The sequence below is a fragment of the Halorubrum sp. SD612 genome (genome assembly GCF_002135005.1).
The window spans coordinates 1-25,339 of sequence record NZ_NEWI01000033.1; the positions used below are offsets into that span (position 1 = coordinate 1).

At 71.2% G+C, this 25,339-nt stretch carries 28 protein-coding genes, 2 tRNA genes and 1 pseudogene; 19 read left to right on the forward strand and 12 right to left on the reverse strand.

The window, feature by feature from the left end:
- Window positions 1–233 precede the first annotated feature (233 nt).
- Window positions 234–307 (reverse strand) — tRNA-Tyr (locus B9G38_RS05655).
- A 153-nt stretch (window positions 308–460) separates the two neighbouring features.
- On the opposite strand from B9G38_RS05655, the gene B9G38_RS05660 reads away from it, so the two are divergent.
- Together B9G38_RS05660 and B9G38_RS05665 are read left to right on the forward strand one after the other, a co-directional pair.
- On the forward strand, window positions 461–1,393 hold the full coding sequence (locus tag B9G38_RS05660; protein ID WP_086219763.1) for a hypothetical protein: 933 nt from the start codon (window positions 461–463) through the stop codon (window positions 1,391–1,393).
- Between the two features lie 95 nt (window positions 1,394–1,488).
- Window positions 1,489–2,079: an NAD(P)/FAD-dependent oxidoreductase gene (locus tag B9G38_RS05665; RefSeq protein WP_086219764.1), complete on the forward strand. Its 591-nt coding sequence runs from the start codon at window positions 1,489–1,491 to the stop codon at window positions 2,077–2,079.
- Between the two features lie 50 nt (window positions 2,080–2,129).
- Here B9G38_RS05665 and B9G38_RS05670 read toward each other — a convergent pair whose 3' ends face one another.
- Together B9G38_RS05670 and B9G38_RS05675 are read right to left on the reverse strand one after the other, a co-directional pair.
- Window positions 2,130–3,764 (reverse strand): succinic semialdehyde dehydrogenase, encoded by a 1,635-nt coding sequence (locus tag B9G38_RS05670; RefSeq protein WP_086219765.1) that lies wholly within the window; start codon window positions 3,762–3,764, stop codon window positions 2,130–2,132.
- A gap of 87 nt (window positions 3,765–3,851) precedes the next feature.
- Window positions 3,852–4,871: an AI-2E family transporter gene (locus tag B9G38_RS05675; protein ID WP_086216013.1), complete on the reverse strand. Its 1,020-nt coding sequence runs from the start codon at window positions 4,869–4,871 to the stop codon at window positions 3,852–3,854.
- 138 nt (window positions 4,872–5,009) lie between these two features.
- Between B9G38_RS05675 and B9G38_RS05680 the strand changes: the two genes are divergently transcribed.
- The 4 genes from B9G38_RS05680 to speB all read left to right on the forward strand — a co-directional run bounded on the left by B9G38_RS05680 (window position 5,010) and on the right by speB (window position 8,092).
- Window positions 5,010–6,179: an aminotransferase class I/II-fold pyridoxal phosphate-dependent enzyme gene (locus tag B9G38_RS05680; protein WP_086219766.1), complete on the forward strand. Its 1,170-nt coding sequence runs from the start codon at window positions 5,010–5,012 to the stop codon at window positions 6,177–6,179.
- Complete coding sequence (locus B9G38_RS05685) at window positions 6,179–6,463, forward strand: hypothetical protein (protein ID WP_049932525.1); 285 nt, start codon at window positions 6,179–6,181, stop codon at window positions 6,461–6,463. The genes B9G38_RS05680 and B9G38_RS05685 overlap by 1 nt, the downstream gene beginning before the upstream one ends.
- 414 nt (window positions 6,464–6,877) lie before the next feature.
- On the forward strand, window positions 6,878–7,255 hold the full coding sequence (locus tag B9G38_RS05695) for a translation initiation factor IF-5A (protein WP_049932521.1): 378 nt from the start codon (window positions 6,878–6,880) through the stop codon (window positions 7,253–7,255).
- A 6-nt stretch (window positions 7,256–7,261) separates the two neighbouring features.
- Window positions 7,262–8,092 carry an agmatinase gene (speB, locus tag B9G38_RS05700; RefSeq protein ID WP_086219768.1) on the forward strand — a complete coding sequence of 277 codons (831 nt, stop codon included), beginning with the start codon at window positions 7,262–7,264 and terminating at the stop codon, window positions 8,090–8,092.
- Window positions 8,093–8,110: 18 nt separating this feature from the next.
- Here speB and B9G38_RS05705 read toward each other — a convergent pair whose 3' ends face one another.
- Both B9G38_RS05705 and B9G38_RS05710 read right to left on the reverse strand, forming a co-directional pair.
- Complete coding sequence (locus B9G38_RS05705) at window positions 8,111–8,362, reverse strand: hypothetical protein (protein ID WP_049932517.1); 252 nt, start codon at window positions 8,360–8,362, stop codon at window positions 8,111–8,113.
- A gap of 97 nt (window positions 8,363–8,459) precedes the next feature.
- Entirely contained in the window at window positions 8,460–10,058 is a 1,599-nt protein-coding gene (locus B9G38_RS05710) for an amidohydrolase (protein ID WP_086219769.1), read from the reverse strand.
- Window positions 10,059–10,139: 81 nt separating this feature from the next.
- Between B9G38_RS05710 and B9G38_RS05715 the strand changes: the two genes are divergently transcribed.
- Window positions 10,140–10,589, forward strand: a complete 450-nt coding sequence (locus B9G38_RS05715) for a universal stress protein (RefSeq protein WP_086216017.1) — start codon at window positions 10,140–10,142, stop codon at window positions 10,587–10,589.
- Window positions 10,590–10,646: 57 nt separating this feature from the next.
- On the opposite strand, the gene B9G38_RS05720 is transcribed toward B9G38_RS05715, so the two are convergent.
- Together B9G38_RS05720 and B9G38_RS05725 are read right to left on the reverse strand one after the other, a co-directional pair.
- Window positions 10,647–11,102: a cupin domain-containing protein gene (locus B9G38_RS05720; protein ID WP_086219770.1), complete on the reverse strand. Its 456-nt coding sequence runs from the start codon at window positions 11,100–11,102 to the stop codon at window positions 10,647–10,649.
- A 106-nt stretch (window positions 11,103–11,208) separates the two neighbouring features.
- Entirely contained in the window at window positions 11,209–12,171 is a 963-nt protein-coding gene (locus B9G38_RS05725; RefSeq protein WP_086219771.1) for an alpha/beta hydrolase, read from the reverse strand.
- 49 nt (window positions 12,172–12,220) lie between these two features.
- Here B9G38_RS05725 and B9G38_RS05730 point away from each other — a divergent pair, with 49 nt between their 5' ends.
- A complete protein-coding gene (locus B9G38_RS05730; protein WP_086219772.1) occupies window positions 12,221–13,603 on the forward strand; it encodes a DEAD/DEAH box helicase family protein in 1,383 nt (460 codons plus the stop codon).
- Window positions 13,604–14,024: 421 nt separating this feature from the next.
- On the opposite strand, the gene udk is transcribed toward B9G38_RS05730, so the two are convergent.
- Window positions 14,025–14,723, reverse strand: coding sequence for a uridine kinase (gene udk / locus B9G38_RS05735; RefSeq protein WP_086216020.1), 699 nt, complete (start codon window positions 14,721–14,723; stop codon window positions 14,025–14,027).
- Between the two features lie 177 nt (window positions 14,724–14,900).
- Here udk and B9G38_RS05740 point away from each other — a divergent pair, with 177 nt between their 5' ends.
- From B9G38_RS05740 to B9G38_RS05770, 7 genes are all read left to right on the forward strand, one after another.
- Complete coding sequence (locus tag B9G38_RS05740; protein WP_086219773.1) at window positions 14,901–15,623, forward strand: CBS domain-containing protein; 723 nt, start codon at window positions 14,901–14,903, stop codon at window positions 15,621–15,623.
- An 86-nt stretch (window positions 15,624–15,709) separates the two neighbouring features.
- Complete coding sequence (locus tag B9G38_RS05745) at window positions 15,710–16,252, forward strand: GNAT family N-acetyltransferase (RefSeq protein ID WP_086219774.1); 543 nt, start codon at window positions 15,710–15,712, stop codon at window positions 16,250–16,252.
- Window positions 16,253–16,313: 61 nt separating this feature from the next.
- Window positions 16,314–16,387 (forward strand) — tRNA-Thr (locus B9G38_RS05750).
- A gap of 141 nt (window positions 16,388–16,528) precedes the next feature.
- Window positions 16,529–17,296: a metallophosphoesterase gene (locus tag B9G38_RS05755; RefSeq protein ID WP_086219775.1), complete on the forward strand. Its 768-nt coding sequence runs from the start codon at window positions 16,529–16,531 to the stop codon at window positions 17,294–17,296.
- 72 nt (window positions 17,297–17,368) lie between these two features.
- The gene (locus B9G38_RS05760; RefSeq protein WP_049933102.1) at window positions 17,369–19,525 is read left to right on the forward strand and encodes a pentapeptide repeat-containing protein; all 2,157 of its coding nucleotides are present in this window, start codon (window positions 17,369–17,371) and stop codon (window positions 19,523–19,525) included.
- A gap of 31 nt (window positions 19,526–19,556) precedes the next feature.
- Window positions 19,557–19,946: a hypothetical protein gene (locus B9G38_RS05765; RefSeq protein ID WP_049933103.1), complete on the forward strand. Its 390-nt coding sequence runs from the start codon at window positions 19,557–19,559 to the stop codon at window positions 19,944–19,946.
- A gap of 109 nt (window positions 19,947–20,055) precedes the next feature.
- Window positions 20,056–20,259, forward strand: coding sequence for a hypothetical protein (locus B9G38_RS05770; RefSeq protein ID WP_086216023.1), 204 nt, complete (start codon window positions 20,056–20,058; stop codon window positions 20,257–20,259).
- A gap of 91 nt (window positions 20,260–20,350) precedes the next feature.
- On the opposite strand, the gene B9G38_RS05775 is transcribed toward B9G38_RS05770, so the two are convergent.
- Window positions 20,351–20,863 carry a CinA family protein gene (locus B9G38_RS05775; protein ID WP_086219776.1) on the reverse strand — a complete coding sequence of 171 codons (513 nt, stop codon included), beginning with the start codon at window positions 20,861–20,863 and terminating at the stop codon, window positions 20,351–20,353.
- 59 nt (window positions 20,864–20,922) lie between these two features.
- On the opposite strand from B9G38_RS05775, the gene B9G38_RS05780 reads away from it, so the two are divergent.
- The 4 genes from B9G38_RS05780 to B9G38_RS05795 all read left to right on the forward strand — a co-directional run bounded on the left by B9G38_RS05780 (window position 20,923) and on the right by B9G38_RS05795 (window position 23,819).
- Complete coding sequence (locus B9G38_RS05780) at window positions 20,923–21,594, forward strand: bifunctional 2-polyprenyl-6-hydroxyphenol methylase/3-demethylubiquinol 3-O-methyltransferase UbiG (protein WP_086219777.1); 672 nt, start codon at window positions 20,923–20,925, stop codon at window positions 21,592–21,594.
- Window positions 21,591–22,190, forward strand: coding sequence for a hypothetical protein (locus B9G38_RS05785; protein ID WP_049933123.1), 600 nt, complete (start codon window positions 21,591–21,593; stop codon window positions 22,188–22,190). Before B9G38_RS05780 ends, B9G38_RS05785 begins: the two co-directional genes overlap by 4 nt.
- A gap of 66 nt (window positions 22,191–22,256) precedes the next feature.
- Window positions 22,257–22,565 (forward strand): hypothetical protein, encoded by a 309-nt coding sequence (locus B9G38_RS05790; protein WP_086216025.1) that lies wholly within the window; start codon window positions 22,257–22,259, stop codon window positions 22,563–22,565.
- Window positions 22,566–22,637: 72 nt separating this feature from the next.
- Complete coding sequence (locus tag B9G38_RS05795) at window positions 22,638–23,819, forward strand: response regulator (protein WP_086219778.1); 1,182 nt, start codon at window positions 22,638–22,640, stop codon at window positions 23,817–23,819.
- 46 nt (window positions 23,820–23,865) lie between these two features.
- Here the strand turns inward: B9G38_RS05795 and B9G38_RS05800 are convergent, their stop codons facing one another.
- The 3 genes and pseudogenes from B9G38_RS05800 to B9G38_RS18025 all read right to left on the reverse strand — a co-directional run.
- On the reverse strand, window positions 23,866–24,507 hold the full coding sequence (locus B9G38_RS05800) for a thymidine kinase (RefSeq protein WP_086216027.1): 642 nt from the start codon (window positions 24,505–24,507) through the stop codon (window positions 23,866–23,868).
- A 90-nt stretch (window positions 24,508–24,597) separates the two neighbouring features.
- Window positions 24,598–25,053 (reverse strand): hypothetical protein, encoded by a 456-nt coding sequence (locus tag B9G38_RS05805; RefSeq protein ID WP_086219779.1) that lies wholly within the window; start codon window positions 25,051–25,053, stop codon window positions 24,598–24,600.
- Between the two features lie 78 nt (window positions 25,054–25,131).
- Window positions 25,132–25,339: pseudogene (locus B9G38_RS18025) on the reverse strand (nucleoside deaminase); the annotation flags it as partial.

Sequence of the window (25,339 nt, forward strand, 5' to 3'; positions counted from 1 at the left end):
AACGCGCGAGACTCCCTGCGGTCGTCTCGCTGTTCCCCGCTCGCGGTGCTCGCGGGGACGGGGGACAAGTCGATACGCAGTCCGTTACAGATCGAATGAAAAGACAGTCCGCCCTCCCCGAATTGAAACGCGCGAGACTCCCTGCGGTCGTCTCGCTGTTCCCCGCTCGCGGTGCTCGCGGGGACGGGGGACAAGTCGATACGCAGTCCGTTACAGATCGAATGAAAAGACAGTCCGCCCTCCCCGAATTGAACGGGGGACAAGTCGATCTACAGTCGACTGCTCTACCAGGCTGAGCTAAGGGCGGTTACCGAAACATAGCCGCCGGATTCGACTTAAGAGTTCCCTTTCAGAGCAGGTGTGATCCGCCGTACCGCGGGGTGGATCGCCGGACTCGAACCCCGCTCGCGACCCACGCTCGCCGCGGGGCTGTTAAGTCTCTCGCGGCGGGAGCGGGGACATGGCCGACGGCGACGACAGACAGGCGACGTTCGGGTCCGACGGGAGCCTCGAAACCGATCGGACGCCGGACGCGACGGGCGAGAACGACTTCGGCGAGGAGAAAGAGCCGAACGAGACCGACGGCGGGTACAGCCGGTACGTCGTCTCCAGCCTGCTCCAGAAGGCGGTCCGGCGCTCCGACGAGGAGATCGCGGCGTGGGCGGCGTGGGAACTGGCGCGCTCCGGGTACGCCTGGAACCTCTGGGACCGACTCAACCTCTACGTCGTCGAGGACCTGCGCGCGGGCGACGAGGTCGCGCTCACGATCGAGCGCTACGAAGAACTCGCGACGGAGCGCTGGGAGCCCGACGCGTGGAAGGGCCGGCTCTGCGCGATCCACGCCGCGCTCGCGGCCGCCCGCGCTCACTCGACACGCGAGGCGTCGAACGCGGACGCCTACTTCGGCGCGGTCGCCGATCTCCGGGCCGAGGCGCGCGCCCGCGGGGAGGAGCCGGCGCACGACTTCCCCGTCGGTGACCTCGAACCGGACGGGGAGTTCGACGCGGTCTTCGACGGGCACACCGGCGAGGGATCCAAGCGCGGGCGCGGCACCCGGTTCTTCAAGACGCACGGCGCGCGCGTCGGCCCGGAGGGCGAAGACGAACAGAGCGCGCGGTGGCAGCGGCTCGCGATGGTGCTCGACGAGGAGGTCGAGTACGACGAGGCGGAGCTCGCCCGCGCCGTCGCACCGGTCGATCCCGACGACCCGTGGGGCGGGTCGGCCTCCGGCGACACCGAGCCGGACACGGGCGACGGCGAGACGCACCGGAGCGACACCGAGCCGGACACGAGCGACGGCGAGACGCACCGGAGCGACACCGAGCCGGACACGGGCGACGAGGGGAGTGGCGCGGGCGACGGGACCGGGTCTCTCTCTGACTTCGCGGAGTGAGGTGTCGGCCGCGGCGACGGGGGTCGCCGCGAGGTCCGCCGTGACCGATCCCCGCTTCCGCCAAGCCTTATGTTCGGGACTGCGTTGTAGCGACCATGACAGATGTCGCAATCGTCGGCGGTGGACCGGCTGGACTGAGCGCCGGGCTGTTCGCGAGCAAGAACGGCCTCGACACCGTCCTCTTCGACACGGACGAGACGTGGATGCACAAGGCGCACCTGTTCAACTACCTCGGCGTGGGCTCGGTCGGCGGCAGCGAGTTCATGGCGACCGCCCGCCAGCAGGCCGACGACTTCGGCGTCGACCGCCGCCAGGGCGAGGAGGTCACCGGCGTCGAGGACGGAGGCGGCGGGTTCACCGTGACGACCGAGGACGGCGAGTACGAGGCCGACTACGTCGTCCTCGCGACGGGCGCGAACCGCGACCTCGCGGAGGCGCTCGGCTGCGAGTTCGACGAGGACGACACCGTCAGCGTCGGCGTGTCGATGGAGACCAGCGTCGAGGGCGCCTACGCGACCGGCGCAATGGTCCGTGCCGAGGAGTGGCAGGCGGTCATCTCCGCCGGCGACGGCGCCGCCGCCGCGCTCAACATCCTCTCGAACGAGAAGGGCGAGCACTACCACGACTTCGACGTGCCAGACACCGCGGCGTCGGTGTTCGGCGACCTGATCGACGACGCGGAGTAACCCCGCTTTTCGCCGTCGTCGGTCGCGCGCCGTCGATTCCGCATGGTCAGTCAGCGGCGCGACAGGCGACGACGGACCTCGTCGACGCCGCGACGCATCCGTCGACCGAGCCGGGTCGCGGCGAACGCGCCCCGGACGAACCAGTCGGTCGGGATCCGGTCTGGGAACGTCAGCGGGCCGACCCGCGAGACGCCGACGGTCCGCGTCTCCGTGTACCGTCGGATCCCCTCGGGCCCGTGTCGGCGACCGAGGCCGGAGTCGCCGAACCCGCCCATCGGTGCGTCGACCGCGCCCCAGGTCGCGAGGAACGCGTCGTTGACGTTCACGGTCCCGCAGTCGATCTCGCGGGCGAGTTCGGCGCCTCGCTCGCGGTCCCCGGTCCAGACGCTCGCGTTGAGGCCGTACGGGGAGTCGTTCGCGGCGGCGACCGCCGCGTCCGCGTCCGGAACCGCCGTCACCGCGGCGACCGGACCGAACGTCTCCTCGCAGGCGACCGCGGCGTCCGGCTCGACCCCGGTGAGGACGGTCGGCTCGTAGCAGTACGGCGCGACATCCGTCCGCGCTCGGCCCCCGGTCTCGACCGTCGCCCCGCGCTCGCGGGCGTCCTCGACGTGTGACTCGACGCGGGCCAACTGGTCGGCGTCGACGAGCGAGCCGAGGTCGGCGTCGTAGTCGTACCCCGTCCCGAGCGTGAGCGCCTCCGTCTCGCGGACGAACGCGTCGAGGAACTCGTCGCAGGCGGACTCGACGACGTAGATCCGCTCCGCGGAGAGACAGAGCTGCCCGGCGTTCGAGAAGCAGGCCTGGACCGCGCCGCGGGCGGCCTCGTCGACGTCGGCGTCCCCGAGCACGACGAGCGGGTTGTTGCCGCCGAGCTCCAGCGAACAGCCGATCAGGTTCCGGCCCGCGCGCTCCGCGATGGTCCGGCCGGTCGCGGTGCTACCGGTGAACGCGACGTAGTCGACCGCGTCGATCAGCGGCGGCCCGACCTGAGGCCCCTCGCCGGTGACGACCTGAAAGAGGCCGTCGGGGAGCCCGGCGACTTCCAGCAGCTCCGCGAGGAGCAGCGCCCCGTACGGCGTCTTCTCGTCCGGCTTGAGCACGACCGCGTTGCCCGCGGCGAGCGCGGGGATCGCGTCGGCCATCGACAGCGTCAGCGGGTAATTCCACGGCGAGATGACGCCGACGACGCCGACCGGTTCGCGGGTGACCGTCGCGGTCGCGACGCCGGGCGCGACCCCACGGCGACGCTCCTCGGCGAGCGCGCCCGGAGCCTCGCTCGCGACGTACGAGCAGCCGGTCGGCACGTCGAACAGCTCCTCGACCGCGGTGCGCCGGGACTTCCCGGTCTCCAGCTGGAGCACGTCGAGCAGCTCCTCGCGGCGGTCCGCGACGAGGTCGCCGAACCGGTCGACGATACGGGCGCGCTCGGTCGCCGACACCTCGGCCCACGCCGTCTGCGCGTCGCGGGCGCGTTCGACCGCGGCGGACACGTCGTCGGCGTCGCAGGCCGGCACGCGCCCGATCCGCTCGTCGGTCGCCGGGGCGGAGACGTCGATCGCGCCGTCGCCGTCGTCGCCGCTTCCGTCCGGCGAGCTGAAGACGCGATCGGCGAGTCCGTCGAGACGCCGCGCCGTGAGGGTCGGCGCGGCGCCGACCGCGGTTGGGGGATCCGTCGAGGACATCAGGTGTCGGACAGAGGGTCGGGCCATGGAAAGCCGTGCCGGTGGTGCCCTGCGTCGGCGGTCACTGCGTCGGGCCCGCGTCGCCGGTCACTGCGTCGAGCCCGCGTCGCCACCGACCGAGTCCGTCGGGTCGACGTGCTCGGAGAGCATGTCGATCGCTTCGAGCAGCAGCGACACGGCGAGGGGACCGACGATGACGCCGACGGCCCCGAGGGTGAGGATGCCGCCGACGAATCCGACGAAGTAGAGACCGGGCGATATCTTCCCGGTCCAGCCGGCGAGCCGAGTGCGGATCACCGCGTCCGGCACGAAGGCGACGACGACGAGGCCGAGTACCAGCACGGCGGCCGCCCGCCCGGTCGCGCCGACGAGGAAGTCCAGGGCGCCGAGCGCGACGATGAGGATGCTCGGACCGACGACGGGAATGAACTGGAGGACGCCGGCGATGACCGCGAGCAGGACGGGAGAGCCGTAGCCCAGCGTCCGGAACACCGCGACCGCGAGAACGAACGTCGCGGCGGCGGTCGCGGCCTGGAGGACGTATATCGAGTAGAGGGTCTGCCGCGTCCGCTCGTGGAGCCGTGTGGGGATGTCGTGGTACTCGGGCGGGACGACGCCGAAGACGGCCGCCTCGACCGCCCGCGGCCGGTAGAGGATGCCGTACACGAGGAAGGTGAACACGACGACCTCCAAGACGAGGACCGGCGCCGCGCCCGCGACCGCGATCGCGACCCCGCGGATCCACGTCTCCGCGGCCGCGACGTACGGCGCGATCTCGACCACCGTCTGGAACCCGCCGACGGTGATCGGGACGAGGTCGGGGACCCCTTCGAGGAGGGCTATCAGCTCCGACCGCCGCCGGTACAGCGTGTACAGCAGCGGCGCCACGAGGAGAGTCGCGCCGACGAACGCGACGCCGGTCGAGACCACGCACGCGATCCGACGCGAGAGGCCGCGGCCGACGAGCCGCTGCCGGAGCGGATACAGGACGTACGCGACGGTGACCGCGAACACGACGGTCCGCAGCACCTCCGCCAGCGCGACCGCCGTGAGCGCCGCCATGGCGACGAACAGCACGCCCAACAGCCGCTGCCGGTTGAGAACCATGCCGTCGTGTCGCAATCCCCGGCGAAATGCGTTGCGATGGCGGCCCGCAGTGCCCCCGATTCGCGGGCGGCCGCCGGAGCGGTCCGCGACGACGTCGCCAACCACAGCACCTAACCTCGCGCCCGCCCGAAGAGGGGTATGCGCATCGACCCGTTCGGCCTCGAACGCTGGTTCGCGGAGTACGAACACGAGGCCGACATCATGCTGGCCGAAAGCGGCATCCGGTCGCTCGACGCGAGCCGGTTCGACCTCGATCCGGGGGAGCTCGGCTACGTCATCCCGACGAACGGCGACCCGGAGTTCCGGGCGTCCGTCGGCGACCGCTACGACCGATCCGCCGACGAGGTGCTGTTCACCTGCGGCACTCAGGAGGCGAACTTCCTGACGTTCCTCTCGCTGCTCGGCGACGACGCCCCCGTCGACGGGGCGGGCGGCGCCTCGGACCCCGACGCGTCGGGCGTCGGCTCCGGCACGCACGCGGTCGTCGTCACGCCGACGTACCAGGCGCTCCACGCCGTCCCGGACGCGTTCGGCGACGTGACCCGCGTCGAACTGGAGCCGCCCGAGTGGGAGTTAGACCCGGGGGCCGTCGCCGACGCGGCCCGCGACGACACGGCCGTGATCGTCGTGAACAACCCGAACAACCCGACCGGGCAGTACCACGACGAGGCCGCGATGCGGGCGGTGTACGACGTCGCGGTCGAGCGCGACGCATACCTGCTCTGCGACGAGGTGTACCGCCTGCTCGCGGAGGACCCGCAGCCGCCGGTCGCGAGCTACGGCGCGCACGGCATCTCCACGACCAGCCTCACGAAGGCGTACGGGCTCGCTGGCCTCCGGTTCGGCTGGATCGCCGGTCCCGAGCCGGTCGTCGAGCGCGCGTGGCGCTGGAAGGACTACACGACCATCTCGCCGAGCCTGTTCGGCCAGCACGTCGCTAAGCAGGCGCTGGGGCGATCCGAGGAGGAGATCCTGACGGAGAACCGCGAACTGGCCGCCGCCCACCGCGAGACGGTCGCGGCGTGGGTCGACGACCACGGCCTCGACTGGCTCGACCCGGTCGGGGTCAACGCGTTCGTGACGGTCCCCGACGGCTTCGCGGACGCGGAGGCGTTCTGCCGGACGGTCGTCGAGGAGGCGAGCGTCGTCCTCGCACCGGGGCATCTGTTCGGCTTCCCGGACCGATTCCGGATCGGGTTCGGACTCCCGACCGAGGAGTTGACAGAGGGCCTCGATCGGGTGAGCGGCGTGATCGAGGAGCACGCGCCGACGGTCGACTCGGCCGCGACGAACGGGGGTGACGCCTGATGGGCGTGTTCGGCGACCTCAAAAACGACGTAGTCGGCTTCGTCCGCAACCCCACCGACGAGCAGAAGATCTTGTTGGTGGCGTTCGTCTCCATGGCGGTCTCGGACCGGTACTTCTATTATAACGACATCCCGTTCGTCGTGCGGACGACCGCGGCCGTCGGCGTCGGCTTCATCGTCATGTTCGTCGTCAGCTACCTGTACACGGGCCAACTCGTCCCGCCGGACGGGAACGTCGACGACGACGAGGAGCCGGAGGAGTACGTGGACGAGCTCGACCCGTAGGCTCGCTTTCGGGACGAGTTCGGTCGCCGCGGTCGTCGCGGCTGCCACGTCGCCGCCGTCATGGTCGCTACGTCGCCGCGGCGGCGCCCGCCGCCCCGGAGGACCCGCCGCCGCTCGCGGAGTCACCGCGTCGCCCCAGTCGACCGGGGGAACGCCGAGGTCGCCGTCCACGTGCGTCGCGATCTCGTGGAGGCACGCGGCCGCCGGAACGTCGGCGTCATCGCGTATCGGCGCGCCGGCGTTGCCGGAGAGGTCGTCGCCGAGGGTGTCGGTGACGCGATCGACTCGGTCGTCCGACGAGCGGAGGACGTACACGACCACGCCGCAGGCCGTCGGGGCGGTTGGACGCCGTCTCGGGCCGGGTAGCGGCGGCATTCCAAACCGTTTATACCCGCGCCGGGAAAATTGGCGGACATGCCGCGAGAGCAGAAGCAGGTTCGCGAACTCCAGGAGGGCAGCTACGTGATGATGGACGACGCGCCCTGTAAGATCAACCACTACAGCACCGCCAAACCCGGTAAACACGGCAGCGCGAAGGCCCGCGTCGAAGGGAAGGGCGTCTTCGACGACAAGAAGCGCTCGCTCTCGCAGCCCGTCGACGCGAAGGTGTGGGTCCCGATCATTCAGCGCAAGCAGGGACAGGTCGTCAACGTCAGCGGCGACGAGGTTCAGGTGATGGACTTAGACACCTACGACACGTTCACCATGCGCATCCCCGAGGGCGAGGACTTCTCCTCGGACGACAACATCGAGTACCTCGACTACGAGGGCCAACGGAAGATCATCGGGTAATCGGCGATGTTCCCCGGGGCGACGACCGACCGCGAAGCTGCTTCCTACGTGGTCGTCGGCGCTCCGCTCGACGCCACGACCACGTTTCAGCCGGGCACCCGGTTCGGACCGGACCGAGTCCGGCGATTCGCCGAGACGTACGACGACTACGACCGCCGCACCGACAGTCGCTTCTCCGCGCTGGGCGTCAACGACGCGGGCGACGTGCGCCCGTGGGACGACGTGCCGGCGTACCTCGACCACCTCGCCGCCGAACTGCGGAGCGTCGTCTACGACGAGTCGGTCCCGCTCCTCGTCGGCGGCGAACACACGGTCACGCACGCGGGGGTCGAGGCCGTCGACCCCGACGCGCTCGTCATCTGCGACGCGCACCTCGACCTCCGGGACGCATACGACGGGAACCCGCTGAACCACGCCTGCGTCACGCGCCGGTGTCTCGACGACCTCGGCGTCGACCGCGCCGTTATCGTCGGCGCGCGGACCGGGTCCGAGGCCGAGTGGGAACGGGCGGCCGACGCCGACGTGGAGGTCGTCGCGCCGGAGGACGCCCGCGAGTGGGTCGACGGTCTCGACGGCGACGCGTTCGCCGGGGAGACGGTCTACTGCTCCGTCGACATCGACGGGCTCGACCCCGCTTACGCTCCCGGTACGGGGACGATGGAACCGTTCGGGGTAGCGCCGCGGACCGTCCGTGACCTCGTCCGCGCGGTCGCGCCGCGCGCCGACGGGTTCGACGCGGTCGAGGTGAACGACCGGGACGACGGGCAGGCGGCGGCGCTGGCCGCGAAGCTCCTGCGGGAGTTCGCGTACTCGCACGCGGCCGCAACGACCGAGTAACCGGGTTTTCGAGGCGAGTTACGAGAGTTCGGAGAGGCGGCGCCGCGCGGCGGTCACCGCCTCCATCGAGTCGATCCACTCGCGGGTGTCGGTACACCAGATGCGGTCGCCCTCGACGCTGACGCAGAAGACGGACTCGCCGGAGGGCGAGAGGGTGACGCGGTCGACGTCGGGCCGGTCACCGAGGTACGCGTCGATGAGTCGTCGGGCGGTCTCGGCCTCGGAGCGGAGACGGTTTCCTGCGGCGTACTCGACGGCTATCTCTGTCATGCTCCCAGATTAGAACTACATGATTAATAACTGCTGTTTTCTGGCAGCGATTGCGGCTTTCTCGGCGTTCCGGCAGGGTCGCGCCTCGGCCGCCGATTCACCGACCGTCGAACACGATGTCGCCGTCGACGACGGTCAGCGCCACGTCGATATCGTCGATCGCGTCGTCGCGCTCCCACGGCGACGCGTCGAGCGCGACGAGGTCGGCCCGCTTCCCCACCTCGACCGTCCCGAGCCGGTCCTCGTCGAAGCCGGCGTACGCGGCGCCGCGAGTGTACGCCCGCAGCGCCTCGGTGACGGTGAGGCGCTGAGATTCGGCCGGCGCGTTGACCGCGTGGTGAACCCCGAACAGCGGGTCCATCGGCATCCCGTCCGAGCCGAACGCGAGCCGGACCCCCGCGTCGAGCATGTCCCGGTAGCGGTTCGTCTCGGCGGTGCGCTCGGATCCCAGTCGCTCCTCGTAGAGACCGCCGGGTTGCGCCCACTTCAGGAAGTTCGGCTGGACGCTCGCGACGACGCCGGTCTCCGCGAGCCACTCGATCGCGTCGTCGTCGGCCAGTTCGGCGTGTTCGACGCGGTGACGGGCTTCCCCCGCGTCGGTCCGGGAGGCGTGCTCGTATGCGTCCAAGACGGCGTCGACGGCCTCGTCTCCGATCGCGTGGGCGGTGAACTGGAGGCCCGCCTCGGTCGCGGTTGCGACGGCCTCGTCCAGCTCGTCGGGATCGACGACCCACTGCCCGGTCTCGTCTGGCGCGTCCGCGTACGGCTCGGAGAGGCGCGCGGTCCGGCCGCCGAAGCTCCCGTCCGTGTACGACTTGATCGCTCCGGTCCGTACCATATCGCTCCCGGCGTTCGTCGCGAGGCCGACCTCCCGGACCGCGTCGAGGTGGTCGCTCCAGTAGTTGATCCGGACGCGGGCGGTGAGCGACCCGGACTCGTCGAGGTCGCGGTAGACCCGGGGTGCGTGCGAGTCGCGGACCATGTCGTGGAAGCCCGTGATACCGCGGGCGGCGCAGCCGTCGAGCGCGGCCTCGACGACCGCGCGCGTCTCGGCCGGGCCGGGCTCGACCGCTCGGTAGATCGGGTCGATGGCGGCTTCGAGCAGGACGCCGGTCGGATCGCCGTCGTCGTCCGTGGGCACCGTCTCGTCGGGAGCGTCGGCGAGCGCGTCGGCGAAGCGGTCGAGCGCGACGCCGTTGACCGCCGCGACGTGCATGTCCTCGCGGAACGCCGCCACCGGGCGCTCGGTCGAGACGCGGTCGAGGTCCGCGCGGGTCAGGTAGCGCGAGTCGTCCCACGTCGACTCGTCGTAACCGTAGCCGAGGACCCAGTCGTCGCTTTCGGGGTCCTCCACCTCGCTCGCTTCGCGTTCCACTTCCGCCGCGCGCTCGGCCAGCAGGTCGACGGCCCCGTCCGGGGAGTCGGCCGCCGAGAGGTCGGCGTGGAGGAGGTAGCGGCCAACGGTGGTCAGGTGGGTGTGCGCGTCGACGAACCCGGGGAGGATGACGCGCCCGTCGAGGTCGACCACGTCCGTGTCGACGCCGGCGAGCAGTTCCACGTCGTGCGTCCGCCCGGTCCGGACGATCTCGCCGTCGCGCACGGCGACGGCCTCGCACACCGCGTCGCCGCCCGAATCCGGGTCCGCAAGCGTGTGTACCTCCCCGTTCACGAAGATCCGGTCCGCGGCCTCGGTCATGGAACTCCGGGGGGCACACAGCGTGTTAACCGTTCGGGAAACGGCGACCGATTTATTCGGTCGCTCGACGAACCGCCGCGTATGTACGACAACGTGCTCCTCCCGACCGACGGCAGCGTCGGCGTCGACCGCGCGATCGACCACGCGATCGACGCCGCCGACCGCTACGATGCGACGCTCCACGTCCTCTACGTCGTCGACAGCGGCGTGGTGAACGCCTACTCCGGCGACGAGTTCGTCGACGGCGCCGAGGGCGCCGAGGAGACGCTCGAAGAGACCGGCCGCGAGTCGCTTGACGCGGTGGCCTCGCTCGCCCGCGACGCCGACGTGGAGGCGGTCACCGCCCTCCGCTACGGCGTCCCGCACGAGGAGATCCTCCGCTACGCCGACGAGGAGGACGTCGACCTCACGGTGATGGGGTCGAAGACGCGCTCCGGCGACTACCGCCGGATGCTCGGCTCCGTCACCGAGCGCGTCTCCCGGCAGTCGACCGCGCCCGTGAGCATCGTGAAGACGACCGTCGACGCCTGAGTCCCGACGCCGCTCCGACTCCGTTTTCCCCCGTCTCCCGCGCCCGCCTCGACGGCGTCAGCCCTCCAGTTCGGCGCCGCACTCCGGACACCGGAGATCGAACCCGTCGTCGCTCGGAACGGCCCGCATGTTCTCGTGTCCGCACTCCGGACACTCCTGCGGGATCCGCACGTCCTCGCTGTCGCGGGGCGCGCCCAGTGCGAACGCGACGACCGGCTCGTCGCCGTCGTTCTTGCCCGACTGGAACTCGCCGGGCGCGAACCGGACCGCCTCGCCCGCGCCGACGCTCACGTCCCCGTCCATCGTCTCGAACGTCGCCTCCCCCTCGACGACGACGAAGATCTCTTCCTGGTCCATGTGAGCGTGAAGCCCGCCGGAGAACCGCTCCCCAGGATCGAGGCGGTAGCGGTTGAGCGCCACGTCGGTCACCCCGAGCGGCTCCGACAGCCCCCGGCGGTCCACGTCGCTTCCGAGGGCGCTCGGCTCGACCTCGTCGATAGAGACTCGTTCCATACTCACGGACACGGCCTCGCGAGAGTTATGCTTTGACCTCGCGCCGCGGTTTCCGCTCGCCGCCGTCCGACGGGACCCGTCGGCGGACGACGCTTCGGGCGACCGATCACAGCCGGGATCGCGCGTCGCTCGCGACCGCGGACAGGGCGGTCTCCGCGGTGGCCACCCTGTCCGCGAGGCTACAGAACCCGTGCGCCATCGCCGGGTAGTGACGGTGCTCGACCAGCGTTCCCTCGCGCTCGAACCGGTCCGCGAGCGCGACGCCGTCGTCGCGCAGGGGGTCGAACCCGGCGGTGACGACCGTCGCGGGCGCGAGGTCCCCCAAGTCCGCCGCCTCCAGCGGGACCGCGTACGGGTTCGCGGCGTCGATCGGGCTCCGCAGGTACTGCTCGTAGAACCACCGCATGTCCTCGCGCGTGAGCAGCGGGCCGTCCGCGTTCTCCCGGTACGAGTCCGTCTCGAAGTCGCGGCCGGCGATCGGGTACAGCAGGAACTGCCCGGCGGGCGTCGGCGCGTCTCCGACGTCCCGCGCGCGGAGCGACGCCGCGACCGCGAGCGCGCCGCCGGCGCTGGTGCCCGAGACGCCGGTCCGGTCGGGATCGACGCCCAGCGCGTCCACCGTCTCGGTGACCCACTCCAGCGCCGCGGTCGCCTCGTCGACCGCGACGGGGAACGGGTGCTCTGGCGCGAGCCGGTAGTCGACGGAGACGACGACCGCGTCGGCGCGGACCGCGAGCTCGCGGCAGATCCCGTCGACCGAATCGAGCGTCCCAAGCGTCCAGCCGCCGCCGTGGAAGTGGACGAGGGCGCGGGCCGGCGGGTCGCCCCCTGCGCCCATCGGATCGGGCGCCCCCGCCGGGCGGTACACCCGGACCGGCACCTCGCCGTGCGGGCCGTCGAACGCGAGGTCGCGGACGTCGGCCACCGGCGGTTCGGGCGGTCCCGAGAACAGGTCGTCTTCGAGGCGGCGGGCGGCATCGACCGAGAGATGGCTCCACGCGGGCAGGCCCAGCGACTCGATCTCGGCGATCGCCGCGGCGAGGTCGGGGTCGAGTTCGTCCGCGCGCATGGCGGACCGAGGCGGTGGGCCTTTGTAAGTCGGACGGGAACTCGGGACGATGGACGTCCGGTTGACCTACGAGGACGGCACGATCCGGGTCGACGCGGACGGCGACCTCGCGCCCGACGCGCTGCCGCCGCTGCCCGGGGTCGAGACGGACCCCCGAACCGGGACCGGCCGGGCGCCCGCCCACCGCTACGCCGAACTCCGGCGGGCGCTCCGGGTGGCCGGCGTCGCAGTCGACGACCGGGTCCTCGACGCGAGCGCGCGCGCCGCGAGCGAGGCCGGGCTCCCGGACGCGCTCGCGACCGACTACGACCTCCGCGAGTACCAGCGCGAGGCGTTGGACGCGTGGCGGGACGCCGGCGACCGCGGCGTCCTCGAGCTGCCGACCGGGGCCGGCAAGACCGTGATCGCGATCCGCGCGATGGTCGAACTCGGCGTTCCGACGCTCGTGGTCGTCCCCACGGTCGACCTGCTCGACCAGTGGCAACGAGAGTTGGAGCGCGAGTTCGACGCCCCGATCGGCCGCTTCGGCGGCGGCGAGCAGCGCCGGGAGGCGATCACGGTGTCGACGTACGACTCCGCGTACCTGAAGGCGGACGGCGTCGGCGACGCCTTCGAGTTCGTCGTCTTCGACGAGGTCCACCACCTCGGCGGCGAGGGGTACCGGGACGCCGCGCGCCTCCTCGCCGCGCCCGCGCGACTCGGGCTCACGGCCACCTTCGAGCGCCCGGACGGCGCCCACGAGGCGGTCGCGGAGCTGGTCGGCGACCGCGTCTACGCGCTCGACGTCGACGACCTCGCGGGCGACCACCTCGCCCCCTACGACATCCGGCGGATCGAGGTGGAGCTCACCGAGGCGGAGCGCGAGCGCTACGACGAGAAACAGGGCACCTTCGTCGAGTACGTCCGCGACGCGGGGATCACGTTTTCGAGCGGGAGCGACTACCAGGAGCTGGTCAAGCGCTCGGGCAACGACCCGGCGGCCCGCGAGGCGCTCCTCGCGAAGCAGGACGCCCGCGAGGTCATGATGAACGCCGACCGCAAGGTCGAGCGGCTCGCGGAGATCCTCGACCGCCACCGCGACGACCGCGTGATCGTGTTCACGGCCCACACCGACCTCGTCTACCGGCTCTCCGAGCGCTTTCTGCTGCCCGCGATCACGGCCGAGACGGGCGCGAAGGAGCGCCGCGAAATCTTGGAGCGCTTCCGCGACGGCACCTACGGCCAGGTCGTCGCCGCGAACGTCCTCGACGAGGGGGTCGACGTGCCGGACGCCAACGTGGCGGTCCTGCTCTCCGGGTCGGGCAGCGAGCGGGAGTTCACCCAGCGGCTCGGCCGCGTGCTCCGCCCGAAGGAGGACGGCGGCCGCGCGACGCTGTACGAGCTCGTCAGCGCCGAGACCGCCGAGGAGCGGGTGGCGAGCCGGCGGCGATGAGCCGGAACGGTCGAGATACGATGGTTAAATGCCCGTGAGCGGCTACGACGATCGCTTGTAAATGACGGTGCGGTGGCGCGTGCCTCCGAGTGGCCGCCGGAGGCGGCCGCGAGGAGCACGCGCGAGGGACGCCGCGAGCGACCGGAGGGAGCGAGCGGCGAGGCTGGGGAGGCGTGAGGTGCGGTCGCGGGACGGGACTCAAAGGGGCAGCCGCGAGGACGCCGTAGGCGACGTAAGGACCGCAGGAGCGAGCAACACGAGCGACGAGGACCGCAGCGAGCGTACGGCGTCCTCGCGGCTGGGGCTTAGGAAGTGTTCAGCGTCGATCTACGAGCAGCGGTTTATAAGCAAACGAACGGGCTTCGGCGACAGATACCGTCGCTCCGGCGTCCACGCCCAGAGACCCACCGTTTCGAACTGATTAATCGTCGCCGTCCATGTCGAGCGAGCGCTTCTCGCCCAGCTCCGATTCGAGGCTGCCGCGCTCCCAACTCCTGACCGCGTCGCCCTCGACCTCGGCGCGCAGTTTCTCCTCTAAGAGGTTCACCGCGACGCTGTTGGCGCCCTCCGGGATGATCACGTCGGCGTGTTTCTTCGAGGGCTCGATGAACTGCTCGTGCATGGGCTTCACCGTCGAGAGGTACTGGTCGATGACGCCCTCCAGGTCGCGGCCGCGGTCGATCACGTCCCGGCGGATCCGGCGCAGGATCCGCACGTCGGCGTCGGTCTCGACGAAGAGCCGCAGGTCCATCATGTCGTTTATGTCCTCGTCGTACAGCGCCAGGATGCCCTCCAGCACGATGACGTCGGTGGGTTCGACAGTGATCCGCTCGTCTTTCCGATTGTGAATCTCGAAGTCGTACTGCGGCATCTCGACGGACTGGCCCTCCAGGAGGGCTTCGAGGTGCTCCCTGAGGAGTTCCCACTCGAACGCCGAGGGGTGGTCGTAGTTGACCTCCTTGCGCTCCTCGAACTCGAGGTGCGAGAGGTCCTCGTAGTAGTTGTCCAGCGGGATCCGGGTGACGCTGTCGCCGAGGTCGCGGGTGACGAGCCGGGAGACCGTCGTCTTCCCGGCGCCCGTCCCCCCCGCGATCCCGATCACGAACGAGGGAATGGCCATGTCCCAGTTCGAACGTCGGAGGGTTTGAACGCTCCCTTTCGTCGGCGGGGCGCGCCCGCAGGGCGTCCGGACGCGACTCGCCCCGCCGGATATGCGAACCGATCGCAAGCGTAGGCCTGGCACGGATAAAACGCTACCGGGGGCACCTTTTAGCCGGTCGGAGCGGATCCGAGACGTATGCGAACAGACACCACGGTTCATGACGTGATGCACCGCGAGTTCCTCGGCGTCAGCGAGTCGGACGCGCTGCCGGAGGCGGCCGCGCTCTTGGTCGAAGAGGAGACGAACTGTCTGGTGGTCGTGCGCGGCGGCGAGCCGGTCGGACGGCTGGAGGCCCGCGACGCGCTCGAGGTGCTGCTGGAGGCGGGCGACGGCGGGGAGTCGCCCGAGGGGCCGCCGTCCACGGTCGGCGCGGCCATGAGTCCGCCGCTGCCGACGGTCTCGCCGGACGACTCGCTCGCCGCGCTCGAAGAGCGGCTCGTCGCCGAGGGGACGGACCGAGTCGTCGCCGTCGACGACGGGGAGGCGGTCGGCGTCGTCACGGACGGCGACGCGCTCGCCGCGGGGGCGCCGCGGACGGGCGCCGGTGCCGACGGCTTCGGTGACGAACCCGCGACGGGCGACCCCCACCCGGAGGAGACCGTGCTGTCGACCGCGGCCGCGGCGGACTCCGACGCGGAGCGGAGCGCCGCGGCGACGATGGACCCGGCCACGGCATCGGAGCCCGCCGCGGCCGCCTCGGGAGACGGCCCCTCCGGAAGCGAAGACGGCGTCGACCCGGTGACGGGTGCGCCGAGCGAGGGCTCGACGCAAGGGGTCTGCGAGAGCTGCGGCGCGCTCGTCCCCGACCTCGTCACCGCGAACGGGCAGGCCGTCTGCCCGAACTGCCGCGAGGTCTGAGTCGCTGGGCCGCCGTTCGATGCGCCAACGGCGAGGCCGAGTCATCGGCCGGCAGTCTCAACACGTCGCGAGCCGAACGCGAACGTATGGCCGAGACGGACGCCCGGATCGAGCCGGCGACCGCCGACGACGTCGACCCGGTCACCGACATGTGGGTGGCGCTCGCCGCGGGGCAGCGCGAGTACGGCGCCACGCTCCGCGGCGAGGCGAACCGCGCGACCGTCCGCGAGTGGGTCGCGCAGTCAGTGGTTACCGGCGACCTGCTGGTCGCTCTCGACCCTGAAGCCGCGGCCGAAGCGGACGCTGACGATCCGGATCCCGTCGGGTTCGTCGGCTTCTCGCTCGAACGCGGTGACTACGACCGCGACGCCGTCCGCGGAACCGTCAGCAACCTCTTCGTGCGACCGGACCGGCGCGGCGAGGGGATCGGTGCGGCGCTGCTCGACGCGGCCGAGCGCGCGCTCGTCGAGGCGGGCGCCGACCGCGTGGCGCTGGAGGCGCTGGCAGACAACGACCGCGCCCGTGCGTTCTACGCGGACCGCGGCTACGGCCTCCACCGCGTCGAACTGACGAAGTCACTGGACCCCCAAGACGAGGACGAGCGCGGCGGCGATCAGGAAAGCCGGTGACTCCGGCCGGGTTCGCGGAAAGCGACACGCACTCATAGGAGGACCGAGTACGGCCGCACGCGCCAGGGGAGCATGGGTGGTTCATGCACTCGACTTGTAATCGAGACTTCCGGGGTTCAAATCCCTGCCCTGGCTCTGCTGGACGCCGTCGACTCTCTGAGGAGTCGGGCGGCGACTCCCCGACGCGATCTGGCGCCGAGACGGCGAGGCGTTTTCCCCGCGGCGAGCGCCGATCCGTAGTTATTTGACCGGGGTGCGTCGACTCATTGGTAACCGATGGGTCGATTCGCGCTGTTTCCCGATGTCCACATGCGGAGCGGCCACGCGGCCGAGATCGAGCGGGAGCTACGCGACGCGCTCGAGGCCGTCTCCGCCGACGCGTTCGACCGGATCTTCGTGTTGGGCGACCTGATCGAAGACGACGGCTCGGCCGAGGTCGACGAGGCGAACGTCGAACGGGTCCGCGAGATATTCGCGGACGCGCCGGTCCCGGTCACGTATCTGCTGGGGAACCACGACGTCGAGACACTGACCCGCGCGGGGCTCACGTCGCTGCTCGGCCAAGACCGTTTCCACGGCGTGATCGAGACCGACGACGTGCCGATTGTCTACCTCGACTCGACGAAGGAGGCGACGCCGGGCGCCCGCGGCGAGCTCGGGTCCGACCAGCGCGAGTGGCTGGCGGGTGTCTGCGCGGAGTACGACGACGCGCTCTTCCTGAGCCATCACCCGCTCGGGACCTTCGACATCTCGGACAACGACTGGTTCAGACACTACCCGGAGCGCGCGTTCCTCTCCGACCGAAAGGAGACGCTTCGCGTCATCGAGGGGCTCGGGTCCGGACGCGGCACGATAAGCGGGCACATCCACCAGTCCGGGTTCGCGAACTTCCGCAACATGGCCCACGTCTCGGTCAACGCGTTCAGCAAGGAGGTGCCCGGCAAACCTCTGACCGGGACCTACGCCGACGTGACCGTCGGCGATCGGATCACCGTCGACGTGACCGTCGGGGGCGACACCGTGACGTCGTACACCATCCTCTAGCCGGACGGCGGTCGCGTCGGGCGGTGCTGTGAGGTAGTTTTACTATCCGCGCTGTCGTCGGCCCGGTACGTCGTGTCCGTCGGAACGTGTGCGTACAGCTTCGACCCGGTGGCGTGGGAGGAGGAACACGGTCGTTCGGCCGCGCTCGACGAGAGGTGGTCCTGTCCCCGAGAGGCGGAGGGAGAGACAGACCGCTGTCGGTTCCACCTCTCTCCCGCTCGGCGCGCGGAGCTCGGCATCGACGACGAGTCGGTGTGCGAATCGCTGGTGTCGGAGCTGGCGACCGGCGAGGCGTCGTCGCTCGGGTTCGTCGGGGCCGAGTTCGGAACGATCGACGTCTCACACCGAGTCCTCGACCGGGTGACCAACCACCCGATCGACCTCCGGCACGTCACCGTCTATGGGGAGTTCCTCGCGGAGCAGACCGTCCTCCGACAGCCGCTCCTGATGGACGAGATACGGGTCGAGGGTGCCGCCGACTTCACCGACGCTGAGTTCGGCGAAGACGTGTCGGCGGAGCGGGCGACGTTCCGCGGCGACGCCGTCTTCGACGGGACGGACTTCGAGGACAGCGCGCGGTTCGGCGGCTCGACGTTCGCCCGGCCGGCGAGCTTCGACCGCGTCAGGTTCGGCGACGTGGCCGACTTCTACCGGGCCCGGTTCCGCGCCCCCTGTTCGTTCGAGGAGTCGGCGTGGCGGGGCGCGTGTCTGTTCCAGCGCGCGGCGTTCCGGTCGGACGTGACCTTCACCGCCAGCCGGTTCCACGCGAGGACCGACTTCCGCACCGTCCAGTTCGGCGGGACGAGCCGGTTCAACCGGTGCGAGTTCGAGGACGCCGCGGTGTTCATGAACTGCGCGTTCGCGGCCGAGGCGTTGTTTAAAAAGGCGAGCTTCGCGCAGCCCGCGCACTACCAGAACGCCGACTTCGACTCCGAGGCGTCGTTCACCGAGACCGAGTTCGGCGACAAGGCGAAGTTCCAGTTCGCGACGTTCGACGGCGAGGCGGTGCTGTCGTACATCCGGTTCGGCGGCGCGACGTACTTCAAGGCGGTCGATTTCAACAGCTACGCGTCGTTTTACAAGTCGACGTTCGACCGGCTGGGCGACTTCCGGAATGCCACGTTCGCCGACACGGCGCGGTTCCTGAAGGCCGAGTTCACGGACGAGGCCTTCTTCGGGCGGGCGACGTTCGTCGGCGACGGCGACTTCCGGAGCGCCGCGTTCCGGGGGACGGTCCACTTCGTCGAGACGACGTTCAGATCGAGCGCGACGCTTCGGGAGTCGACGTTCGAGCGGGCGCGGTTCGAGAACGTGCGAACGGCCGGCGGCGACGTCACCATCAACCTGGAGCGCACGACGGTCGACGGCGGCCGGTTCGTCCAGGAGAACGGGGCCGCCGTGTACTACAACCTCCGACGGAGCAGGGTCGGCGACGTGGATATCGAGATGGCCGACTCGGAGGGCGTCTTCGAGCGGTTCCTCTTCTACCGGACCGAGTTCGACGGCTTCGACTTCTCCAACTACCGGTACGTGCTGGCTCCGGAGTGGGTGTTACACACGTTCCGCGGGACGGTCGACGACACGTACAGCCTCGAAGCGGACCGGTTCGCCATCGAGGACGACGCCGACGAGGCGCCCGGCGCGGACGGCGGCGCCGCCGACGAATCGGGCGGGGGTCCGGGAGAGCCGGCCGACGGAGGCGGCGTTCGAAGCCGGCTCGCGGGCTGGCTCGCCGACGGCGAGGCGTCGGACCTCGAAGTGACGTACCTGAAGGCGAAGAACGGGGCCGAGCGCGTCGGCGACAGCCAGTCCGCCTCCCGGTTTTTCATCAAGGAGATGTACTACCGGCGCCGGACGCACGTCGACCGGGCGTTCGCCCACAAGGAGTCGCTTCGCAGCCGGCTCAAACTGCTGTTCTTAGTCGCGGTGAACCTCACGCTCTCGGCCACGTGCGGGTACGGCGAGAAGCCGCGCCGCACCATCGGATTCTCGCTCGTCACCGTCGTCGTCTACGCGGCGCTCTTCGCCGCGGTCGTCACAGACCCGCCGTTCGCGTCGCCGCTCGGATACGGGCTGTTGAGCGTTCAGTCGTTCACGTCGCTGATATTCGGCCCCACGGCGACCGTTCCGAACTTCGCGGGCAGTTTCCTCGCCGCCACCGAAGGATTCGTCGGCGCGTTCATGATCGGCCTGTTCATCTTCGCGCTCACCCGCAGCGTCCACCGGTGACGTTATGCGACGACGGGTCCCACGAGGCGCCATGAGCGAGTCGACGGGCGACGGGGAGTTCCGGCGGACCCTCCCCCTGTTCGACAACCGAGACCGAGACGCCGTCCAGCGACTGCTCCACCACGCGGTCGAGGACCTCAGGTACGACCACCCGGACCGGAAAGTCGCGAGGGACCTCTACCACGAGATCCGAGAAGGGGACGCGATCCGGCTCCGCGTCGGGCGGGGGATCCGCGACGAGACCCTCGTGATAACGCCGGCTGAACTCGACGCCGACGCCGGGCAGATACTCGACCGGTTCGTCGGGGCCATCCCGTCGGAGTCGGTCGAGTGGCGCCGCGTCGCGACCGAACTCGGGGAGTGGCGGACGGAGCGAGAGCTGTCGGACGACACCGAGATCGCCTTCCAGTACCTCCACTGACACCGGACGCGGCGGCGCGGGTTTTCACGCCCGCCGCCTTCCCGACGGCGCGTCGACCGCTGTCTCGCGTTCGGGATCCGTTTATATACGTCCCGCGCGGATCGCCGCCATGGACTCGTCGGACCGGGCGCTGCTCGGCGTGGCCGGAATCGTCGGCGCGCTCGTGCTGGCGGTAGCGCTCGCCGGCGGCGCCCTCTTCGGCTTCGGCGAGTCGGCCGCGCGGCCGCTCCGCCTCCTCGCGGTCGAACCGCTCACGTGGATCGTGATCGCGGCGCTGCTCGTCGCCGTCGTCGGGAACGCCTACATCGACTGACGGCGCGAACGCTTCACCGGACGACGGTCACCGGCACCGACGATCGCCGGGACACCGTCTCGACGACGAGGAGAGCGGCGTCGTCGGTCGCTCAGCCGTCGGCGTCCTCGATCGCACGGACGACCGCGTCGAGCGCGCGCTCGGCGGCGCCCCGCTTCACCGCGTCGCGGTCGCCGTCGATGACGGCCCGCTCGGTCCGGACGAACGACTCCCCGGTTCCCCACGGGGCGGCGTGCGCGACGCCGAAGTGGACGAGACCCACCGGCTTCTCGTCGGTGCCGCCCGTCGGGCCGGCGATACCGGTCGTCGCGACCGCCCAGTCCGCGTTCGCCCGGTCTCGGGCGCCCGCCGCCATCTCGCGGACGACGGGGTCGCTCACGGCGCCGTGGGCGTCGAGCGACTCGCGGGAGACGGCGAGCAGCTCGCGTTTCGCGTCGTAGGTGTACGTCACGAAGCCGCGGTCGAAGTAGGCGCTCGCGCCCGGCACGTCCGTCACCCGCGATCCGACCAGCCCGCCGGTGAGCGACTCCGCGGTCGCGAGCGTCTCGTCGCGGTCGCCGAGGAGCGCGTTCAGTCGCTCGGCGGGGGCCTCGGTCTCGTTCATACCCGCAGTCCGGGCGAGACGCCCCTGAGGTTTACGCCGCGGCGCGGCGAAGGGCGCCCGTGACCGACACCGACTGGGACGAGCGGTTCGCGTCGGGCGAGTACCCGCGCGCGCCGGAGCCGTCCCCCGTGCTTCGCGCCTACGAGCCGTCGCTCCCCGACGGTCGCGCGCTCGACGTGGCTGCGGGGACCGGCCGCAACGCCGTGTTCCTCGCGGACCGCGGACGCGAGGTGGACGCGCTCGACGCGTCGGCGGAGGGGCTCCGCGTCGTCCGCGACCGCGCCGCCGAGCGCGGGATCGGCGGGCGGATCGAGGCGGTCCGCGCCGACATCTCGACGTACGGCTTCCCGACGGAGGCGTACGACGTGATCACGATGAGCTTCTTCCACGCGCTCGGTCGGTTCGCGGACCTCGTCGAGGCGCTCGCGCCGGGCGGCTACCTCTTCGTGGAGGGGCACCTCCGGTCGGCGGACCCGTCGCCGTCGGGACCGAGCGACGACCGATACCGGTTCGCGGCCAACGAGCTGCTCCGCGCCGGACTGGCCTTGAGCGTGCGCTACTACGACGAGACCACGGCGGAGCGGCCGGACGACCGCCGGCGCGCCACCGCGCGGCTGCTCGCGCGGAAGGCGAGCGGCGGCCGGCAGTCGTACCCGACGCGCCCGGACGCGCCGGACAGGTGGCCGGGCGGCGAGAGCGACGCGACCGCCGCGGACGAGCGAGACGCGTGAGCGACGACGGCTCCGCGTCGCCCGCGGCGGTCCTTCGGTCGATCGTAGCGCGCGCAGTCGACTGCGACCCCGCGGGCCTCGGCGATCGGACCGCGATCGTCGAACGCGCGAGCGGCTCGGCGAACGGCGCCGACGAGCCGGAAGGTTCGCCGACGCCCGTGGGCCGACTCGCCGAGCTGATCGGTGGGTCCGACAGCGTCGTCGCGGTCGTGCCGCGGTTCGACGCCGACCTCGCCGGCCGACTGAACGCGTCGCTATCGGCGGGAGACGAGGCGCACGAATCCGGCGCCGCCGCCGACGCGACCGCGCCGAGCGAGGGCCGCGTCGTGTTCACCGGTTCCGCGGCCGACCGCCTCACCGGAACGACGGGGGCGGTCGTCCGCCGCGCGCTCGCCGACCGCGGCGTCGACGCGTACCGCCACGAGGGCGAGTCTCCGATCGCGGTCGTCCTCGCCGACGACCGCGCGGCCGTCGGGCTGATCGACGGAGCGGGGGTCGCCGCCCTGCTGTGGACGAGGGACGCCGCGGTGCGGGAGTGGGCGGCCGCGACCTGTCGGCGGTATCTCGACGCCGCTGAGCCGGTAGCGGACGGCTGAGGGACCGACGCCGAACGACGCCGCAGTCCCCGGGCCGCTTTTGAGGGCCCCCGACGAAGGGGGCGTATGAAAGCGCTACTGCTGTTGGTGGCCGGACTCGGCGGACTGATCGAGGCCGTCGCGCCGCGCCGCGTCGTCGCGCTCTGGACCCGCGCGCTCTACCGGAACGCCGGCGAGGCGGAGCCGCGCGAGTGGGTGTACGCGGCCGCGAAGGTCGAGGGAACGCTGATCGCGGCCGGCGCGCTCGTGGGGTTGTTCCGGCTCGCGACCGCGGACGGGGAGTTCCCGGCCGACGACTCGACGGCGGCGGACGAGCGCGAATCCGACCCGGCGATCGCAGGCGGGCACCGGGACGACCAAGCGGCCGCGGAGTGAGCCGACCGCCCGCCCGAACCGTTTGATAAACGGACCCGAACGTATATTGCGCAGGTCGCGGTATGAGTGCGCATGACGGGGCCTCCAGCGGACCCCAAGTCGGACGACCCGTCGACGGTCCGCGTCCTCCACGTCGACGACGACCCGGCCTTCCTCGATCTGACCGCGACGTATCTCGAACGAATCGACGAGACGTTCGAGGTCAGCTCCGAGACGAGCGTCGAGGACGCCCTCGACGCGCTGGAGTCGGCGCCGATCGACTGCGTCGTCTCCGACTACGACATGCCCGAGACCGACGGGTTGGCCTTCCTCCAGCGCGCCCGCGACAACGGCGTCGACACCCCGTTCGTCCTGTTCACCGGGAAGGGGAGCGAGGAGATAGCGAGCGAGGCCATCTCCGTCGGCGCGACCGATTACATCCAGAAGCGCGGGGGCAACGACCAGTACGAGGTGCTGGCGAACCGAGTGCGGAACGCCGTCGACCAACACCGGTCGCGGGCGGCGCTCGCCGCCAGCCAAGAGCGGCTCTCGCGGTTCATCGGCCAGTCACCGCTGGGAACGATCGAGTACAACGACGAGTTCCGGATCGTTCGGGTGAACCCCGCCGCCGAGGAGATCCTCGGCTACGAGGAGTCCGAACTCCTCGGCGGGACGTGGCTCCCGTTCGTTCCCGAGACGGAACGCCGACACGTCGCGGTGCTCGAACGCGACCTGCTCGCGAATAAGGGCGGGTACCAGAGCGTCAACGAGAACGTCCGCAGCGACGGGGAGCGGATCCGCTGCGCGTGGCACAACCAGGTGGTGACCGACGAGGACGGAGCGGTGATCGGCGTCTTCTCACAGTTCGAGGACGTCACCGAGGCGGAGGCCCGGAAGCGCGAGATCGAGCGGACGAACGCCGTCCTGTCGACCGCGCTGGACGCGCTCCCCGTCGGGATGCTCGTCGAGGACGGGGACAGGCGCGTGATACGCGCGAACGAGCGGGTGTACGAGCTGTTCGACATCGACGGCGACCCGGAGGCCGCCGCCGGGCGCGACTGCCGGGAACTCGCCGTCCAACTGAGCAGGCGGTTCGCCGATCCGGAGGGGTTCGTCGACGGGATCGAGCGGATCGTCGACGCCCGGCAGCCGGTCGACGACGAGCGGCTGGCGCTCGCCGACGGAACCGCGCTGATTCGGACGTATCGACCGATCGATCTACCGGACGGCGGCGGCCACCTCTGGGCCTATCGGCTGGCGAACGGGTCCGACTGAGCCGCGGTTCGTCCCCACCGTCGAGGGGCGGCGTCGCGGGACCGGCTCAGTCGTTCGCGGAGTCGGCCTCCGGGCTCTCGAACGGTCGCTCCGCGTCGGGGCGGTCGCCGGTCAGGAGGACGTGACAGTCGCGGCACCGCGCCTCGTAGGACTCCTCGGCGCCGACGAGTATCGTCGGGTCGTCGACGTGGGCGGGCTCCCCCTCGATGAGCCGCTGGTTCCGAGAGGCGGGCTCGCCGCAGACCGAGCAGATGGCCTGGAGCTTGTCGACGTACTCGGCGGTCGCCATGAGCTGCGGGAGCGGCTCAAACGGCTCGCCGCGGAACGTCTGGTCGGTGCCCGAGACGATCACGCGGCTGCCGCGGTCCGCGAGGGCGTTACAGACCTCGACGAGCGCGTCCGAGAAGAAGTTCGCCTCGTCGATCGCGACGACCTCGGCGGGGTCGTCGTCGAGGATGTCGAGCGGCCCGTCTCCCTCGTTCTCGACGACGGTCGCCTCCCACTGCCGGCCCGTGTGGCTCCCGATCGTCGCCTCGCCGTAGCGGTCGTCGATCGCGGGCGTGTAGACGGCGACCGACTGGCCGGCGATCTCGGACCGCCGGAGCCGGCGGAGCAGCTCCTCCGTCTTGCCCGAGAACATCGACCCAGAGATGACCTCGATCCAGCCGGATCGAGTGATGGCGTGCATACCCGATCGGGCCGGAGCCAGCGACTAAACCGTTTCTCTCCCGGCTCGCGGTCGTCGCGGAGGTGCCGCGGCGGCGTCGTCAGCGGCGGGTCAGACCCCGGTCGCGACCGCGACGATCAGGGCGGCGACGAGGACGTACGCCGCCGCGGAGAGCGCCCAGTCGCGCCGGATCGGGCCGAGCCGCTGGCGCGGGAGCCCGGACGCGCGCGGCAGCGGGACGAGCGCGAAGAAGCCGACCATCAGCGCGAACATCGCGTGCCCCGCGACCACGAGCGCGACGACGGTCCCGACGCCGAGCGCCGCCTGTACCGCCGACACGAGCCCGACGAACAGCAGGCCGGAGCCGCCGCCGGCGACGTAGTGGACCCACGTCGCCAGCCGCCCCGGCGCGTCGTCGACGGGGGCGTCCGTGAGCACGCTCGCGGCGACCTTCGGCGCCGTCTCCCCCTCCGGTCGCCGCGCCATCACCGGGTCCATCGCGAGCGTCGCGAGGAGCCCGACGACCGGTCCGAGAGCGAGTCCGGCGAGCAGCGAGAGCGACGTCATTACGAGACCACACGGCCGCGAGCGGCTTCATCCCATCGACGGCGTCAGTCGACGGCGTCCCTCGGTCGACGGACCGCCTCAGTCGCCGCGGGGGGCGACCGACTCGCCGCCGATAACGACCCGCGAGACGTCGGCCTGCCCGGCGCGCCTGACCACGGCGCGGACGAGGGCGAGGGCGCACGCGCGGTTGTCGGAGCCGGCGTCGGGGACGAGCCGGGCCGCGTCCCCGCCGGGCCGGCACACCGCCCGGTCCCGGCCGGACGGGCCGGCCCCGCTGACCGGCGCC